This window comes from Pleurocapsa sp. PCC 7319 (genome assembly GCF_000332195.1).
In the GTDB taxonomy this organism is placed as follows: Bacteria; Cyanobacteriota; Cyanobacteriia; order Cyanobacteriales; family Xenococcaceae; genus Waterburya.
On record NZ_KB235922.1, the window covers coordinates 2,993,128 to 3,010,465 of the forward strand.

A 17,338-nucleotide genomic window follows, 5' to 3' on the forward strand; every position below is an offset into this window, starting at 1 on the left:
GCTAGACATTTTAACTATTATTTATGTATTTTTACTGCTTTTTAGCGTATTCATAAAATATTGTTATTTTAAAATATAAGTAAAATCACCTATTTGCGTATACAATATTCATTTAATATAAATACTTAATTTGTAATATTCAACGCTTCCAACTTCTTTTTGAAACCTACTTAAAAGTTATTTGCTTAAAAGCTATATGCCGATATGAACACTTCTGTTGATTTTGAATCAGTCTTATCTTTAATTGACAAGACTATTAGCCCTACATACCTTAATCCCACTCAAGAAATAGTACTTAGAGAAGTGTGGAATGGTAAAACATACTCAAAAATGGCTTATGACTATAATTACGATCCCGAATACATTAAAACTGTAGGTTGTAATTTATGGCAGACTCTCTCCAGTGCTTTTGATGAACAAATTAACAAAGGTAATTTTGTCCCTTTTATGAGACTAAAAATCAGCCAACTGGTTGAAGATAAAATAAGTCGGTTAGAAAATTATCAATCTCAATCTATATCTACTGACTTTAAAAAAAGGCAATCTTGTAATTGGACAACGGCTCCCAATACTAACCATTTTGTAGGTAGAGAATCAGAAATTAAACTATTAAAGTCTTGGAGTCAAGATTCTGATTGCCGCTGTATTGTTGTTTCAGGAATGATCGGTTGTGGGAAAACCAGTTTAGTAACTAAATTTGCCCAAGATATAAAAGATAACTATGATTTCGTTATTTGGTTTTCCCTGCATCATACTCCGTCTTTAAAAACACTGCTACATAACTACTTAAAGATAATTAAACAGCTTACTAACGAGCAAATTCACTTAGGACCAGTGGAGTTAAGTTTTTTACTGTCTGAGTTTATTGATTGCTTAAAACAACACAAGGTTTTATTAGTCTTAGATAGTTTACAGTCTATATTGGAAACTAATAGAAAGAATGTTTCTTATAAAAAAGAATTTGATGATTATAGTCAGTTTTTACGTTCCATCATCTCTACCAATCATCAGAGTCTACTAATTTCCGCTAGCCGTATTAAGCCAAAATCACTTGAGTATTATACTAGTAATCAAGTGAAAATTCTTGATTTACAAGGATTTAATCAGCAAACTACTAAGACATTTTTGAATCTAGAAAATAATTCTGCCAAACAAGAACAACAGCTATTGCGTTTATCAGTAACTTTACAAAATAACCCTCAATTACTAAAAATTGTTGAGAATCACCTAGATATTTTTTCTGATGACAATACTGAGCAAATCCTACAAGATCTCAGTCTTCTTGAGGCAATTAGTAATTTGCTTGAACAAGAACTGTCTTATCTATCAGAATTAGAAAAAGAGATTATTTATTGGCTGGCAATTTCCTGTGCTCCAATATCTCTGACGGAATTGAGTAATTATCTGGAACTATCTCAACCTAAACTCACATTGTCTCACAGTGTTAATTGCTTAACCAAGCGATCGCTGATTATTCAAAATGATGCTCATTATTCTTTGATGCCCATAATGAAAAGTTATTTACGCAGAAAATTAATTAAGCAAGCTCTCCAAAGCAAAAGTCATCATTAGGAAGTAATTTAATTAAAAGTTGTACCACCTAAAATTCTTTTTGTCACTCATACGTAATAAGTTTTGCATAACAATAGTTATTTATGTTCATCCGGGAAATGCGATCGCCTTGCGTGAACAAATTTAAAAAATAATTAGCGATCTCTATTTAGCTAATAGGACAACTTGAAAAGAATTACGTCGATACTACGCAAAACTTGGCATTGGAAACTATATTAGAAAGTTTTGCTCAAGCGATCGCAACAGTTTAATATCAAGCTGATCTATTTATTTTTAATTTATGACAATTGGCATTTGGATATTAGGCGATCGCCTGACGACTAAGCAATTAAGTTTAAGTAATAATCAAAGTAACAAACAACAAATACCAGTTATTTTCATTGAATCAAGTGAATATGTAAAACAGCATCCATATCATCGACAAAAGTTGGTATTAGTCTGGTCAGCAATGCGCCACTTTGCAGCGGAATTAGAGGCAGATAACTGGAAAGTCACCTATAAAATTGCGGCTGATTTTGCTACCCCTCTTCAAGATTGGCTCGCAACTAACAATATCACTGAGTTACAGATAACGACTCCATGCGATCGCCCTTTTCACAATCTAATCCAAAGTCTTGATTTAAATTGTGAAATAAAATTTTTAGCTGACAATCATTTTTTATGGAGTAAGGAAGAATTTATTACCTGGGCAAACTCTCGTAAAAGACTATTAATGGAAGACTTTTATCGTGAGGGGAGGAAAAGATTTAACATCTTGATGGATGGCAAAAAACCTCTAGGTGGTAAATGGAATTACGATAAAGATAATCGCAAGCCGCCAAAAAAAAATTTATCAACTCCATCTCCATTAACTTTTGAACCAGATGCAATAACTCAAGAAGTCATTGATTGGATCAAGCAAGAAAAATTTTCTGACTACGGCAGAATTGAACCCTTTAACTGGGCAGTAACCAGACAACAAGCCCAACAAGTTTTAACTTATTTTGTTCAGGAATGTTTGCCTCAATTTGGGACTTATCAGGATGCAATGGTCACTGGGGAATATACCATGTGGCACAGCTTGATTTCTCCTTATCTTAACCTTGGTTTACTGGAGCCAAGGGAAATAATTGATGCGGTAGAAACTGCCTATTATCAACGGGAATTACCCCTCAACAGTGTGGAAGGTTTTATTCGTCAAGTGATGGGCTGGCGAGAATATATGCATGGAATTTATCATTTTCAGGACGAAAACTATAGCCAAAGCAATTGGTTTGAACATCATCAACCCTTACCCGAATTTTTTGGGGATGCTAGCAAAACTGACATGAACTGTTTACATCAAACCCTTACTCAGGTAGAAGAGACAGCCTATGGGCACCATATCCAAAGGTTGATGGTACTGGGTAACTTTGCCCTGATTGCTGGAATTTCTCCCCAAGAAATTGAAAATTGGTTTCATAGTGCTTTTATTGATGCCTATGACTGGGTCATGCAAACCAATGTCATTGGCATGGGACAATTTGCCGATGGTGGAGTTCTCGCTTCTAAACCCTATGCTGCTTCCGCAAACTACATCAATAAGATGAGCGACTACTGTGGTAATTGTCATTACAATAAAAGCGATCGCACTGGAGATCGAGCTTGCCCCTTTAACTTCTTTTACTGGGATTTTCTCCATCGTCATCACGAGCGTTTAAAGTCTTTAGGAAGAATGAACTTAGTTTTAAGTCATTTAAAGCGAATCTCAGAAAATGAATTTGGAGAAATCAGCTCTTTAGCTCGAAAATGGTGGAAAAATCAGCAAATATCTTAATTAAATACCTTTAACTGTCTAAATATTCCAGTAAAAATTATCAAATCTTATTTTTGTCGCTTTATTTATCCCCTAGAATCCCCACTATTTCCACAACCTTTTTGGGAGTTTTCCACATTTTACCCAGGTTTTTCCACAGGCCAGAACGTAGTAATCAACTCTCGACTAATAAATGGGGGATTTTGAATGTTTGCCAATTATTAACTGTTTCTTAACTTGATTTTGTGAACAAAGGTAACAAAAAATAGCTTCTATTACCTATGCTTACGTAACTTAACTAATTTTTTAGTGATGCTCTTAGCATTTTGTAACATTGACAAACCCCCCCGTTTTTAGCTCACAATAAACCAATAACAACTTGGCGAATCAGCCACCATTGTCTAAGATGACGATTCCATTTAAGCCTTTAACTAAAATATTATGTCAAGCCATTTTTTTGGTGAGCTCTTTCCCTGAAAGATTTTCTTAATCGAGAAAAGCAAAATGGTTTTACATATTTGAGAAAAGTGATCGTGTTACCTAAAAGCCAAAATTATCATATCAATTGGAGCATTTAACCAACCATGAACTCTACTGTAAGTATTCTGGCGGAAATTCCTGAAGAACTTCATTCATCCTTAAAAAACTATCTCGAAACTCACCCCCATTGGGATCAAGACAGAGTTTTTGCTGCTGCCTTATCTTTGTTTTTGTTGCAAAATAACAGTGGAGAAACTTCCGAGGCTTCCCAAAACTATCGTGCTTGTGCCAGAGTTTACTTAGAGACCTTATTTCAATCTAACTAAAGCAGTTATGCTGAGACTAGGTCTCAGCAATGATAAACTAATTGCTTCCTATTCACTGCTCATCGTGTATTGTTTTCTGTGATTTCTGATTCAAGTGCATTAATTATTCCCGAATTAATTGTTGGTTTAGGTAACCCTGAACCAAAATACGATAAGACTAGACACAACATTGGTTTTGAAGCAGTAGATGAGTTGGCCAGTATTTGGCAAATACCACTCAAAGAAAATAAGCGTTTTCAAGGTTTATTTGCTGAAGGGATTGCACCAGCAGGTCGGAAAATTCGCCTTCTCAAGCCGCTAACCTATATGAATCGCTCAGGACAAGCAGTACGAGCAGTGACAGATTGGTACAAACTCAACCCTCAATCTGTACTGATTATTTATGATGATATGGATCTCCCTGTAGGCAGGCTACGAATGAGGTTATCGGGTTCAGCTGGAGGACACAATGGGATGAAATCAATTATTTCTCACCTAGGGAGCCAAGATTTTTCCCGCTTAAGAATTGGTATTGGCAAATCCGATGCTAGGAAACAGAGCATTAGTCATGTTTTAGGTAAGTTTGCTCCTGGAGAAACTAAAATTATTGAAGAAATACTTTATATTTCTATTAAAGCGATCGAACTAAGTCTCAAGGAAGGGGTAGAAAAATCTATGAGTCGCTACAACGGATTTTCCGCAAATCCCCAATAGTAAAAGGTATTTCAAAAATAAAATAACCTCAGCTACCAGACTGAGGTTATTACAGGAGAAGTTGATTTTGAGAAGATTGTTTGCTTTAGACGCTGCTATTGCAAAGAAATTAACTTAGTAATTCAAAATAAAAACTAGAAATACAAATGATTAAACGATTTGTTACTATTGCCCTGAGGGGTTAAACCTTCGAGTAATATCAAAAATGTTTTTAATATGAACTGTTTTTGTTAACTTATGTAACTTAGTATAGCAGTGAATATTAATTTTTGTAAAGTAATTTTGATATATTGCTAACATTGTCCTTTCCTTTCAGCAAATCAATGAGCAATTCAGAAGATTGGAATTCAGATATATCAAGTCTTTTAAATAAAATTTATCTTTGTGCAGATAAAAAAAGTTGGTATGATCGAGTAGCAGAAGCTTACGATCGCACTAGACCACGCTACCCTGCCAAAATTCTGGCTCGTGTGCGAGAAGTTGCTCAGTTTCCAGCTCAAGGCAAGATACTAGAAATTGGCTCAGGTCCAGGTATTGCTAGCATTGAATTAGCCAAAATAGGTTTAAAGATGATCTGTTTGGAACCTAGTCTGTCTGCCTGTAACTTGGCTCGCCGTAAATGTAAGAATTATCTCCATGTCGAGTTTATTAACACTACCTTTGAAGAATGGCAGCTAGAAAGCCAGCAATTCGATGCCGTAGTAGCGACAACATCTTTTCATTGGGTTACACCAGGTATCAGAACGGAAAAAACGGCAGCAGCACTAAAAGAAAACGGACTATTAATTCTGCTATGGAATACTCCACCTCAACCTAAATATGAGGTACATCAATTACTAGCAGAGGTATATCTATCCCATGCCCCAGTTCTAGCTAAATACGAAACACATCAAAATCATCAGGCTAATTTAGCCAAGATGGGACAGGAAGTAATTGATTCTGGTTATTTTAAAGATTTAATTTCTGAACAGCTAGTTAGTAGAGTTAGCTATAGCGTCGAGGATTATCTGACTTTGTTAAGCACTCTATCTCCCTATATCAGGCTAGAACCTCAACAGCGAGTAAATCTATTGACTGAGTTAGCCAAGGTATTAAAACTCAATTGTGGCAACCAACTAGAATTGTCTTATCTTTCTATGATGCAAATAGCGCGCAAAAACTAAAGCTTAATTTCTATAAGACGCTTGATGTGGATTAATATTGCTTAATTCTGAACTATCTTGTTGTTGATTTATCCTTCAAAACTATATTTATCTCTGGGGGAACTTTCCCCCAGACCCCCAGTTGGGGAAGTGACGGCTTCCCCAAGCCCCTTCGTAACTAAAGTTAAGTTAATAAGTAGGCCTGGGTTGAAAAGCTTAACTATGTAACAATAGGTTAAGCCAGAGTTTAATTCACATAAGACGTATCAGGATTGCGATCGCAAAATTTAAGTAATTGATATAACGTTTCTTAATTTTTTAGAAACCATAACTCTTGATTCTTACTAATTCTCCACTTCTAAAAGATGCTTTGATCATACGCTTACAGTTTTCTGAATCAATCCAAATCCAATCCTCAACCTTACCATTACTTGCAGTTTTAGTTTGTTCTCCCGAAAATCCTAAAATAGCTTGAACATCCCAAAGATACAGATATTTTTCGCGATTAATTTGTATTGAAGTGTCTCGATATTGTTGTTTTAATTCATCTAATTCTTCTTTCTCAAGACTTCCAAGAGCAGCATATGTATATTTGTTCTCACAAGCATTAGCTACCTGAGCATAAGTGCAACATAAAACTACTAAAGTTGAAACAGCTATCAATTTTCTCATGAGCATAATGTCAAACACCTTAAAACTCTTTTCAGAATGACATTGATATTTAAATTCAACAGTGACCAAAAGTATCCTCGAAGTGCGATCGCTATCTTGTTGTCGAACTTAATTTGCTTTTCCTTTGTGGCTAAATATTTTCAGTATCAACAGGAAATATTACCAAGTATTAAAAAAATCGAGTTTTTCCCCCTATATTGGCAGTTTATAGTTACAACCTTTAGTGTCCACGATAGTGTGACTGTCAATTAGTATGAGAGTACTATTTATCTTACTTGAGTCCAAACTGTAGTTCATGGTTCACATAAAGCGCGTTGAACTGTCTCACTTTAAATCTTTTGGTGGTACAACCAAAGTTCCCATATTACCTGGTTTTACCGTAATTTCGGGACCAAATGGTTCAGGAAAGTCGAATATTTTAGATGCGCTGCTATTTTGTTTGGGGTTGGCAAGTTCTAAGGGGATGCGAGCTGATCGCCTACCCGATCTAGTCAATAATAAGCACATAGCTAATGGTAAAGCGGCGGAGACAATTGTTTCTGTCACTTTCGATTTGACCGATTTGGGTGACTTAGAGGATGTGGTGACTACAGTTACTGATGCCAAGGATTTAACTCCTGTCTCGTCTTCAACAGAGTTAAAAGCTGTAATTGGGGATAGCAGTAATGAAAATGGTGGCAATAGTAATGGCAATGGTCATCTAGATCCTGAGCTAGAAGTCAAAGAAGAAGAATCAACCACAATAGATCAAGACGATAAGAAGATTATTGCGATCGCTAATGGAGATAGTTTGGAATGGAAAGTTACCAGACGGTTGCGGGTAGCCAAGAAAGGTAATTATACTTCGACGTTTTATATTAATGGACAAGTTTCCAGTGCGACAGAAGTCCATGAACAACTAGAGAAATTAAGAATTTATCCTGAAGGCTATAACGTAGTATTGCAGGGTGATGTTACCAGCATCATTACCATGAATGCGCGGGAGAGACGTGAGATTATCGATGAATTGGCAGGGGTAGCAGCATTTGACCGTAAAATTCAGCAAACCCGCAAGACCCTCGATAAGGTACAGGAGCGAGAAGAAAAGTGTCATATTATCGCTCAAGAGCTGATTGCCAATCGCGATCGCTTGGCTGCGGATCGAGTCAAAGCAGAAAAATATCGTAAGTTGAAAGAAAAGGTACAAGAAAAGAAACATCAAGAAAAAGTTTTAGTTTGGCGATCGCTGACCCAGCAACAAGAAGAGTTACAGGAGAAATTTACTGCGGGGGAAACCGAAGCAGTAGAGCTAACGAGTAGTATTGCCAAGCTAGATCTAGATGTCAGAGAACATAGCAGTCAACTAGAATCTCTAAATGCTCAAGTAAAAGCCTTGGGAGAAGATGAACAGCTAACAGTAGCCTCTGATTTAGCAACCCACAAAGCTAAACAGCACCAGCTTCAGCAAAAGCAAGAAGAGTTAAATAATACTAGTCAACAAAAGCAACTAGGGTTAGTGCAGACTCAACAAAATCTAGAACAGTATCAGCAAGAAATTCAGCAGCTAGCAAAAGAGAAGCATAAATTAGAAACAGAAACTATTCCTACCCTATCTCAACAGGCTATAGCAGCCAGGGAAATTGTTGCCCAGAGTAAAGAAAATGCTAATGCGATCGCTGAAGCATCAGAAGCCTGGGTACAAGAACAAGCTAATCTCTCCCGACAAGTATCTGCTATTCAAGAAATCCTTAATCCTCAACGCACTGAACAAGCCAGAATTAGCGAAAGATTTAACCAGTTAGATAACACTATTCAGGAGCAAACTCAGTCCTTAGAAGGAGTAGAAACCGAGTTAAGTGCCAAACAAACTGAATATAATTCCCTCTTCAGTCAGGTAGCTCAAGAACAAGGTCATGTGCAAAAAATTGCCCAACAATTAGCATCAGCAGAAAGCGATCGCAGTTTACAATTAGAAACCCAACAACGTCTATTAAAAGAACAACGAGATAAACAACGGGAATTAGATAAGTTAGAAGCCACCAAACAGGCGCAACAAGAAGTCCAGGGAACTTATGCAAGTAAGATTATCTTAAACTCCAATCTATCGGGGGTAGAGGGGTTAGTAGTGCAGTTAGGACAAGTCGAACAGCGTTATCGATTAGCACTGGAAACCGCTGCGGGGGGCAGATTAGGCTTTATTGTAGTTGACAATGACCGTATAGCAGCACAAGGAATTGAACTATTAAAAAGAGAACGAGGCGGTAGGGCGACTTTCTTACCTTTAAATAAAATCCAAGCCCCACGCATAGGTAATATGGCAACTATGCGCTTTGGCAGAGGTTTTGTCGATCTAGCAGTTAATTTGGTTAATTGTGATTCTCGTTATGACCAGATCTTTGCCTATGTCTTTGGCAATACCGTTGTCTTTGACACTTTAGATAATGCTCGTTCATGCCTCGGAAAACATCGTATTGTCACTTTAGAAGGAGAAATTTTAGAAGTTAGTGGGGCAATGACTGGGGGGAGTAAATCCAGTCGTTCAAGTTTGCACTTTGGGGGAACTACTAACCGCGAATCAGGACAAGTTGAAGCATTAAAAGAGCGTTTAGCAGAGATATCTCGCATTTTAGCCAACTATGACCAGAGACTAGCCAATCAGTTGGCACAGATTAAAGATTTGTCAGAAGAGTTAACAGAAGCAAGACAGTTAGGTAGAGATAATAAAATACTTGCTGAGCAGCTGGAGAAAGAAATTAAACGTCTTACTGCCCAAAGGGAATTATTGATTAATCAATTACATACAAATCGCCAGGAGAGAAATACGATTAAATCCCGCTTGGAAATATTAAACCAAGAAATACCAGAGCAAGAAACCAAGTTGCAGTCATTACAACAGCAACTGAAAGTACTCGAATCATCTCATTCCCAAAGTGAATGGCAGCAAGTACAAGCAATAATCACCAGCCAAGAAGAACAGCTTCAGCAACAAGAACAAAATTTAAGACAAGCAGAAACTCAACTATTAGATTTAACCAATAGACATCAACGACTGAGTGAAAAGATTAGTGAAGCCGAACAATATATAACGCAACTCAATCATGACCAAACAGCAATTAAAGAACAAATATCTAGTGTAGGAAATCAACTGACCGACATTGACCAAAAAATAACCTCCGCTGAAACAGAGTTAGAGCAACTATCAGCCAAACTGGGAGAGACCAAACAGGAACGCGATCGCATAGAAAATAATCTCCGAGAGTTACGCGATCGCCATCAAAAACATGTTTGGCAATTGGAAAAACTTCAGTTAGCCCAACAGGAAAGACAAGCTACTCTAAAAACTCTAGAACAACAAATAGTAGAACAAGAACAAGAACTTCCCGATCCAATTCCTGAAATTCCTCAATTAGTCAATAATGATGGTATTGAAGCAGGAGAATCAATTACCTTTGCTAATCTTCAGGAACAGGTAGAGCAATTACAAAAGCAAATTCGTAACGGGGAAAAACGTCTCGAAGCGATGGAACCTGTCAATATGCTGGCATTAGAAGAATATGAAAAAACGGAAGCCAGATTACAAGAACTCTCCCATAAATTAGATACTATCGAAGCGGAAAGAACTGAATTGTTACTAAGGGTCGAGAAATTTACCACTTTGCGTCTACGAGCATTTAAAGAATCCTATGATGCCGTAAATGAAAACTTTCAAAAGATATATGCAGAACTTTCCGATGGTGATGGACACTTACAACTGGAAGACGAAGACGATCCTTTCAACGGTGGTTTAAATCTGGTTGCCCATCCTAAAGGTAAAGCAGTACAAAAACTAAGTTCTATGTCTGGAGGAGAAAAATCCTTAACCGCTCTGGGCTTTATCTTTTCTCTCCAAAAATATCGTCCTTCTCCTTTCTATGCCTTTGATGAAGTAGATATGTTTCTCGATGGTGCAAATGTCGAAAAACTTTCTCGCATGGTTAAAAAGCAAGCACAGTCAGCCCAGTTTATCGTAGTAAGTCTGCGTCGCCCGATGATTGAAGCTTCAGAGAGAACTATCGGCGTTACTCAAGCTAGAGGTGCGCATACTCAGGTATTAGGAATTAAGATGAAATAAAGAAACGGCTACGCCGTAGCTATTAGCTCTTAGCTCTTAGCTTCAATCAAATAGAGTCTTAAACTCTACCTGATTGTCGACGACCTAAGAGGTCGGAGTCTTAAACTCAATTACGCTTTTAGCAGTCAAACCAAGGCTAAAAGCTAAAGGCTAAAGGCTAAAGGCTAAAGGCTTTAAGCTTTAAGATAATGAGATTTTGGACAAGAAGCAATAGATACTTTGCTCAAAAGAATGGAAGATTATCGCGATCGCTTAGTAGTAATTGTTGCTGGTTATCCAGATGAGATGAATGATTTGTTGAAAACACGCCATTAAGATAGACATACATTATACAAATCAACTAATTAGCAAGAGTGACGGCAATGAATATACAATGAGTAATTGCTGAAAATACCAACTCCTCTGCTAGTCACATGACCGCAACTGAAACGAATCTCTCTACTCAATACGATCCTAAGCAAACCGAAGCCAAATGGCAGCAATACTGGACGGAACAAGAAGTATTTAAAGCCGACCCTAATCATTCAGGTGAACCCTACTGTATTGTAATTCCCCCGCCCAACGTTACGGGGAGTCTGCACATGGGACACGCTTTTGAAAGCGCACTGATTGATACTTTGATTCGTTACCATCGCATGATTGGTCGCAATACATTGTGGTTGCCAGGGACAGATCACGCCAGCATTGCCGTAAGCACCATTATGGATAAGCAGGTAAAAGCGCAAGGTAAAAGCCGTCAGGATATAGGACGGGAAGAGTATTTAAAACGGGCTTGGGCTTGGAAAGAACAGTCAGGCAATACTATCGTTAACCAGTTAAAAAGCCTGGGGGTATCAGCAGACTGGACAAGAGAAAGATTTACGATGGACGAGGGTTTATCTCACGCAGTAAAGACAGCTTTCGTGAAGCTCTACGAAGAGGGATTAATTTATCGCGGAAATTATTTAGTTAATTGGTGTCCTGAATCTCTTTCAGCAGTATCGGATCTCGAAGCCGAGAAACAAGAGGTAGATGGGCATCTATGGCACTTTCGCTATCCTTTAACCGATGGTAGTGGTTATTTAGAAGTGGCTACTACTCGCCCTGAGACGATGCTGGGTGACACAGGGGTTGCAGTTAATCCTAATGATGATCGCTATCAAGAATATATTGGTAAGACCATTACTCTGCCCATAGTTGGTCGAGAAATTCCCATTATTGGCGATGAATTTGTCGATATGGAATTTGGTACAGGGTGTGTTAAAGTAACTCCTGCTCACGATCTCAATGACTTTGAGATGGGACAACGGCATAACTTGCCCATGATTAACATCATGAATAAGGATGGTAGTCTTAATGAGAATGCAGGGGAATTTGCGGGACAAGATCGCTTTGTTGCCCGTAAAAATGTAGTTAAGAAACTGGATGAACTTGGTAATCTAGTTAAGATTGAAGACTATCGCCATAGCGTTCCTTACAGCGATCGCGGTAAAGTACCAGTAGAACCCTTACTATCAACTCAATGGTTTGTCAAAATTGAACCCTTAGCAAGTAAAGCTTTAAGTTGCCTGGATAATGAAAACTCTCCTAACTATGTACCCGAAAGATGGAAGAAAGTATATCGGGACTGGTTAGTTAAACTTAAAGATTGGTGTATTTCTCGTCAGCTATGGTGGGGACATCAAATTCCTGCCTGGTATGTAGTCTCAGAAACTGATGGGGAAATTAAAGATGATACCCCCTTTATTGTCGCTTACGATGAAGCGGGCGCAGAGATTAAAGCGAAAGAAAAGTACGGGGATAATATACAACTAGAACAGGACCCTGATGTTTTAGATACTTGGTTCTCCTCTGGATTGTGGCCTTTCTCGACGATGGGATGGCCTGAAAATACTGCTGATTTAGATAAGTATTATCCGACTTCAACTCTGGTTACGGGTTTCGATATTATCTTTTTCTGGGTTGCCCGTATGACTATGATGGCAGGACACTTTACCGACAAGATGCCTTTTGATGATGTTTATATTCATGGCTTGGTCTTGGATGAAAAAGGACAAAAAATGTCCAAATCGAAAAATAACGGTATCGATCCTCTATTAATGATCGATAAATATGGTGCAGATGCACTGCGTTATACCCTAATCACGAAAGTTGTAGGGGCAGGACAGAACATTAGCTTCGATTATGACCGTAAGAAACAAGAATCATCTTCAGTAGAAGCTTCCCGTAACTTTGCTAACAAGTTGTGGAATGCTTCGCGGTTTGTGATGATGAATCTTAAAGGCAAAAGTCCTCAAGAACTTGGACAGCCAAAAACCGAAACTCTAGAGTTAGTCGATCAATGGTTGCTGTCTCGTTTTTATCAAACCGTTAAACAAACCAGGGTCAATATTGAATCCTATGGTTTAGGGGAAGCAGCCAAGGGTCTATATGAATTCATTTGGAATGATTTTTGTGATTGGTATATCGAGCTAGTTAAAACTCGTCTTTGGCAAGATGAAACCTCTGCTTCTCGCCAGGTTGCACAACAAACATTAGGTTATGTCCTGGAAGGAATACTCAAATTACTTCATCCCTTTATGCCTCATATCACTGAGGAAATATGGCAAACTTTAACTCAAGCGGATGGAAAGCAAACTTTAGCTTTGCAGACTTATCCTGAGGTTGAAGAAAGTCTAATTAATCCTGAACTAGAACAAAGCTTTGACTTACTCTTTAATACGATTCGCACGATTCGTAATTTGCGCGCTGAGGCGGTAATTAAACCTGGAGTCAAAATAAAGGTAATTTTACAAACTGAGAGCGATCGCGAGAGTGAGATCTTAAAATCAGCCCAAATCTATATCAAAGATTTAGCTAAAGTTGAACAGCTGACTATTATCTCTACTCTAGGAGAAGACCCTGGACAGGTAATTGCAGGAGTAACAGGTACAGTACAAGTTCTGATCCCCTTGACAGGGATTGTTGACGTATCTGTATTACGAGGTAAATTGGAGAAGAATTTAGCCAAAGCTGAAAAAGAAATCAAATCCCTTTCTGGTCGTTTAAACAATCCGGGTTTTGTTAACAAAGCACCTGAGGATGTAATACAAGGGGCAAAAGATGCTTTAGCAGAAGCAGAAAAACAAGCAGAAATATTACGGGAGCGATTAGCTCGTCTAAAGTAAAAGTATCATTTATGATCTAACCAACTACATCCATGTTCGACACTTCAAAAGCCATGTTATATCTAGCCCAGGTCGAAAAAAATCCTACTTCGGGAAAAATACAACTACAAGTACTTGCTCGGCAAGAATCGGAATACGTTTGGGAAGTAGATCATTGTGAGACCTTACTTTTAACCAAGGAAAGTTCTCTAAGTGCAGGAGTTCTGGTACTAGTGGAAATCGATCATAATCAGCAGATTATCAGCATTCAGAATGCCAAAGAATGGATTTTGAGCATTTTACAACAGCATTTAACCAAAAATGCGATTAATCCTCAATTTATTGAAGCTGAACAAAGCAAGGTGGAAAAGTGGCGACAAGAAATAACCGCCCAAAATCTCGAGTTAAACCGTCGTGCCCTAGAAATTGAAACTCGTCGCGAACAATTACAGGAATTGGAACAAGAGTTAAAAAGAGATCGCAAGGAGTTGGATAAGTTACAGAAAGAATTGATGATTGACAATTGATAATTGCCTTTTATAGTCATTGCAAATAGCAACCAGATGATTTTCGGAAAAAGTAGCAAATAGCAAATAATATTTTAGCCTGCTGCTAATACATATCTACCATGAGGAAGGAAATAAAACCTAATGTGGTTAGGGAAATTAAAGTAAACAGGAAAATAGCGATCGCAAAATTGCTCGATTAACGATCGCATTAAGTTACCCCTACCGTTATTGGAAATGAATAGACCCAAATTGTGACTGGGAAATAAGTACAACAGGCTTAGAAACCCTGGCAAGCCACCAGCATGATAAATTACTCTTTGTTTATTGGCTAGAGATTCTCCAAAACCATAACACCATCCAGGTAAGCGAGGATCGTGAGTAAACTGCTGTTGCTGCATCTGTCGAGCAGTAGTTTCGTCTAAAATTCTTTGAGATTTATATTTGCCGTATTGCAAATGGGCGATCGCAAACTTAGCCATATCTGTAGCAGTAGCACTCAAACTACCCGCAGGGAGTATAGAAACATATTGGAATGACAAAGCTTGATAGGTATCTTTTTGCTTACGGTATCGATAACCTATGGACACATCATCAGTTAAATGAGATGCTTGCTCGAAACTGCTATGATGCATTTCTAAAGGCTTTAAAATATTTTCGTCTACATATTGACTGAAAGTAATACCCGATAATAATTCCACAATATAGCCCAGCAAAGCATAACCGTAGTTAGAATAGCTCATTATATTCCTTGGTGGTATTACTCGCGCTGGCATCTTAGCAGCTAGATGTTCTTCTAAAGGTTGAAGATTGTCAGCTTCTAAGGTAAGTAAATTAACAAGGCGATCGTCGAAGCCAGCCGTATGAGTTAGCAAGTTAGCAATGGTCACGGCTTGGGGATAATTATCTTCGATTTGAAACTTTTTCAGATACTTATTGACATTTTCATGTAGATTAATTAATCCCTTTTCCACTAGTTGCATTATTGCCGTGGCGGTAAATAACTTAGAAATAGAACCAACTCGAAATAAAGTGCGATCGGCTGACACGGGTATCTGCTGTTCTAAATTTGCATAACCATAGCCTTTAGCCAAAAAAAGCTCGCTATTCTGCACCAGAGAAAAAGTCACACCAGGAATTTGTAACTTATCCATCTGTTCTGCCATAAACTCATCTAGCCAGGTTTCTAATTCCTGTGAATCGGTTAATATGTTTTGGGTCATTGTTAATATAGCTTCAATTGAGCTTGCTGGGATGCTACTACATTTTGGTTGTAAGCTGCATAACTTGAAGAAGTGGCAAAGGTAGTTAACAATAAACTATCATCCACCATCAAAACCATGCTCAACTTTACTAAACCCTTCTATCCCTTGTTGCTTTCTGCTGTTAAAAGCGATCCGGAAACGGCTCATCGTCAGATGCTCAAAACATTAAGCAACCTTGAGATTAATCGTCATTCTAGATGGGGAGGTTTAGCGATTAAACAGTTGGAAAAGTCTTTTTGTATTGAGACTCCTCGTCTACAACAGACATTCTGGGGTTTGAACTTTAATAATCCTCTAGGTTTAGCCGCAGGGTTTGATAAAGATGGTACAGCAGCAGGAATGTGGAGTAGTTTGGGTTTTGGATTTGCGGAATTAGGTGCAGTTACCCTCCACTCCCAACCAGGAAATCCTCGCCCACGAATGTTCCGCCTCCCAGAGGACAAAGCCGCCCTAAATCGCATGGGTGCAAATAATCTTGGTGCAGCAGTGATGGCAGATACCCTAGCGCAAACCTGGACAAGACAACCCCGTAAAATTCCTATTGGTATTAATCTCTGTAAATCGAAAATTGCTTCTTTAGATGACGCAGCTAAGGATTATGTAAGCAGTTTTGAATATCTTCAAGATGTGGCAGACTATTTTGTCATTAACGTTAGTTCACCCAATACTCCCGGATTGCGATCGCTCCAAGCAGGAGAACAATTGGAACCAATCTTATCTGGATTACAAGCAGCAAATACTCAGAATAAACCCATCCTGATCAAAATCGCTCCCGATCTAGAATGGCAAGATATTAAGGATATTGTTAACTTAGCTACTAACTACAATCTCTCTGGTGTAATCGCCACTAACACCACTATTCGTCGTGATGGTTTGAAAACTAAGATCTTAAAAGAGACAGGTAACAGGATTGAGGATGAAGCGGGGGGAATTAGCGGTTTACCTGTGAAGGAGCGTTCGACTGAAGTTATTCGTTTCATTTATCAAGAAACTAACGGTAAGTTACCAATAATTGGTGTCGGTGGTATTTTTACATCCGAAGATGCCTGGGAGAAGATTATTGCCGGGGCGAGTTTATTACAGGTTTATACTGGCTGGATTTATCGAGGTCCCTGGATGGTTAATGAGGTGTTATCGGGATTATTGACTAAATTAGATGATGCAGGTTTGGCTAGTATTGAAGAAGCAGTAGGTTTAGAGCATTCTGAATGAAGTTATGGAAGAAATACTGGAATTAAAAGACTGTTTGCTTAATCAACAATACGATCGTGCCTTTGCCATAGTAGAAGATCTTGAAGCAATGGGAAGACAGGATAAGATTAATAACTTAGAGTCATTTCTAGTAATTTTATTGATCCATTTAATCAAAATTCAAGTTGAAGGCAGAGTTTCCAGAAGCTGGAAGAATTCTATTATCAATAGCCTCCTAGCAATTCAAAAACGAAATAAGTTAGGTAAGAAATCTCACTTTATTAAAGAGAATAATTGGAGTGAGCATATATTAAATTGCCAATTTGAAGCAATTTTGGGTGCTGCTAAAGAAGTTTTTGAGGGTATGGATTATCAAGAACCAATTACCAGGGATTTGAAACACTGCTCCTGGCGGAATCTCTATTTTCTCTGGAGAAATAACTGCATACATAAAAGCTATATTTTTCTGAGTATATAAAATCATTTTAAAAGCTATTAGCCA

The 17,338-nt window shown here is 38.0% G+C and carries 12 protein-coding genes and 1 pseudogene; 11 read left to right on the forward strand and 2 right to left on the reverse strand.

The features are described 5' to 3' along the window. The first annotated feature begins 204 nt into the window (after positions 1–204). From PLEUR7319_RS0117555 to PLEUR7319_RS0117575, 5 genes are all read left to right on the forward strand, one after another. A complete protein-coding gene (locus PLEUR7319_RS0117555) occupies positions 205–1,572 on the forward strand; it encodes an AAA family ATPase (RefSeq protein WP_019506533.1) in 1,368 nt (455 codons plus the stop codon). 280 nt (positions 1,573–1,852) lie between these two features. Continuing rightward, entirely contained in the window at positions 1,853–3,367 is a 1,515-nt protein-coding gene (locus tag PLEUR7319_RS0117560) for a cryptochrome/photolyase family protein (protein WP_019506534.1), read from the forward strand. A gap of 563 nt (positions 3,368–3,930) precedes the next feature. Further along, positions 3,931–4,152, forward strand: coding sequence for a DUF2811 domain-containing protein (locus tag PLEUR7319_RS0117565; protein ID WP_019506535.1), 222 nt, complete (start codon positions 3,931–3,933; stop codon positions 4,150–4,152). 69 nt (positions 4,153–4,221) lie between these two features. Then, positions 4,222–4,845 (forward strand): aminoacyl-tRNA hydrolase, encoded by a 624-nt coding sequence (gene pth, locus PLEUR7319_RS0117570; protein ID WP_019506536.1) that lies wholly within the window; start codon positions 4,222–4,224, stop codon positions 4,843–4,845. Between the two features lie 323 nt (positions 4,846–5,168). Further along, the gene (locus PLEUR7319_RS0117575) at positions 5,169–6,008 is read left to right on the forward strand and encodes a class I SAM-dependent methyltransferase (RefSeq protein ID WP_019506537.1); all 840 of its coding nucleotides are present in this window, start codon (positions 5,169–5,171) and stop codon (positions 6,006–6,008) included. Positions 6,009–6,305: 297 nt separating this feature from the next. Here PLEUR7319_RS0117575 and PLEUR7319_RS0117580 read toward each other — a convergent pair whose 3' ends face one another. Beyond that, the gene (locus PLEUR7319_RS0117580; RefSeq protein ID WP_144054333.1) at positions 6,306–6,728 is read right to left on the reverse strand and encodes a hypothetical protein; all 423 of its coding nucleotides are present in this window, start codon (positions 6,726–6,728) and stop codon (positions 6,306–6,308) included. Positions 6,729–6,954: 226 nt separating this feature from the next. Between PLEUR7319_RS0117580 and smc the strand changes: the two genes are divergently transcribed. The 4 genes and pseudogenes from smc (at position 6,955) to PLEUR7319_RS0117600 (ending at position 14,401) form a co-directional block, all read left to right on the forward strand. Continuing rightward, on the forward strand, positions 6,955–10,749 hold the full coding sequence (gene smc / locus PLEUR7319_RS0117585) for a chromosome segregation protein SMC (RefSeq protein ID WP_019506539.1): 3,795 nt from the start codon (positions 6,955–6,957) through the stop codon (positions 10,747–10,749). A 192-nt stretch (positions 10,750–10,941) separates the two neighbouring features. Further along, positions 10,942–11,040, forward strand: a pseudogene (locus tag PLEUR7319_RS43550) (AAA family ATPase); the annotation flags it as partial. 122 nt (positions 11,041–11,162) lie between these two features. After that, positions 11,163–13,895, forward strand: coding sequence for a valine--tRNA ligase (locus tag PLEUR7319_RS0117595; protein ID WP_019506540.1), 2,733 nt, complete (start codon positions 11,163–11,165; stop codon positions 13,893–13,895). 32 nt (positions 13,896–13,927) lie between these two features. Then, a complete protein-coding gene (locus tag PLEUR7319_RS0117600; RefSeq protein ID WP_019506541.1) occupies positions 13,928–14,401 on the forward strand; it encodes a hypothetical protein in 474 nt (157 codons plus the stop codon). Positions 14,402–14,475: 74 nt separating this feature from the next. On the opposite strand, the gene PLEUR7319_RS35845 is transcribed toward PLEUR7319_RS0117600, so the two are convergent. Beyond that, positions 14,476–15,603: a serine hydrolase gene (locus tag PLEUR7319_RS35845; protein ID WP_019506542.1), complete on the reverse strand. Its 1,128-nt coding sequence runs from the start codon at positions 15,601–15,603 to the stop codon at positions 14,476–14,478. A gap of 117 nt (positions 15,604–15,720) precedes the next feature. On the opposite strand from PLEUR7319_RS35845, the gene PLEUR7319_RS0117615 reads away from it, so the two are divergent. Both PLEUR7319_RS0117615 and PLEUR7319_RS0117620 read left to right on the forward strand, forming a co-directional pair. Beyond that, the gene (locus tag PLEUR7319_RS0117615; RefSeq protein ID WP_019506544.1) at positions 15,721–16,857 is read left to right on the forward strand and encodes a quinone-dependent dihydroorotate dehydrogenase; all 1,137 of its coding nucleotides are present in this window, start codon (positions 15,721–15,723) and stop codon (positions 16,855–16,857) included. A gap of 4 nt (positions 16,858–16,861) precedes the next feature. After that, on the forward strand, positions 16,862–17,314 hold the full coding sequence (locus tag PLEUR7319_RS0117620) for a DUF29 family protein (RefSeq protein ID WP_019506545.1): 453 nt from the start codon (positions 16,862–16,864) through the stop codon (positions 17,312–17,314). Positions 17,315–17,338 lie beyond the last annotated feature (24 nt).

Bases quoted from the DNA above. Each gene is read 5' to 3' on its own strand.
- PLEUR7319_RS0117595 (WP_019506540.1), top strand. From the start codon at position 11,163: ATGACCGCAACTGAAACGAATCTCTCTACTCAATACGATCCTAAGCAA.
- PLEUR7319_RS0117555 (WP_019506533.1), top strand. From the start codon at position 205: ATGAACACTTCTGTTGATTTTGAATCAGTCTTATCTTTAATTGACAAG.
- PLEUR7319_RS0117620 (WP_019506545.1), top strand. From the start codon at position 16,862: ATGGAAGAAATACTGGAATTAAAAGACTGTTTGCTTAATCAACAATAC.
- PLEUR7319_RS0117600 (WP_019506541.1), top strand. From the start codon at position 13,928: ATGTTCGACACTTCAAAAGCCATGTTATATCTAGCCCAGGTCGAAAAA.
- PLEUR7319_RS0117565 (WP_019506535.1), top strand. From the start codon at position 3,931: ATGAACTCTACTGTAAGTATTCTGGCGGAAATTCCTGAAGAACTTCAT.
- PLEUR7319_RS0117615 (WP_019506544.1), top strand. From the start codon at position 15,721: ATGCTCAACTTTACTAAACCCTTCTATCCCTTGTTGCTTTCTGCTGTT.
- PLEUR7319_RS35845 (WP_019506542.1), bottom strand. From the start codon at position 15,603: ATGACCCAAAACATATTAACCGATTCACAGGAATTAGAAACCTGGCTA.
- PLEUR7319_RS0117575 (WP_019506537.1), top strand. From the start codon at position 5,169: ATGAGCAATTCAGAAGATTGGAATTCAGATATATCAAGTCTTTTAAAT.
- PLEUR7319_RS0117560 (WP_019506534.1), top strand. From the start codon at position 1,853: ATGACAATTGGCATTTGGATATTAGGCGATCGCCTGACGACTAAGCAA.
- smc (WP_019506539.1), top strand. From the start codon at position 6,955: ATGGTTCACATAAAGCGCGTTGAACTGTCTCACTTTAAATCTTTTGGT.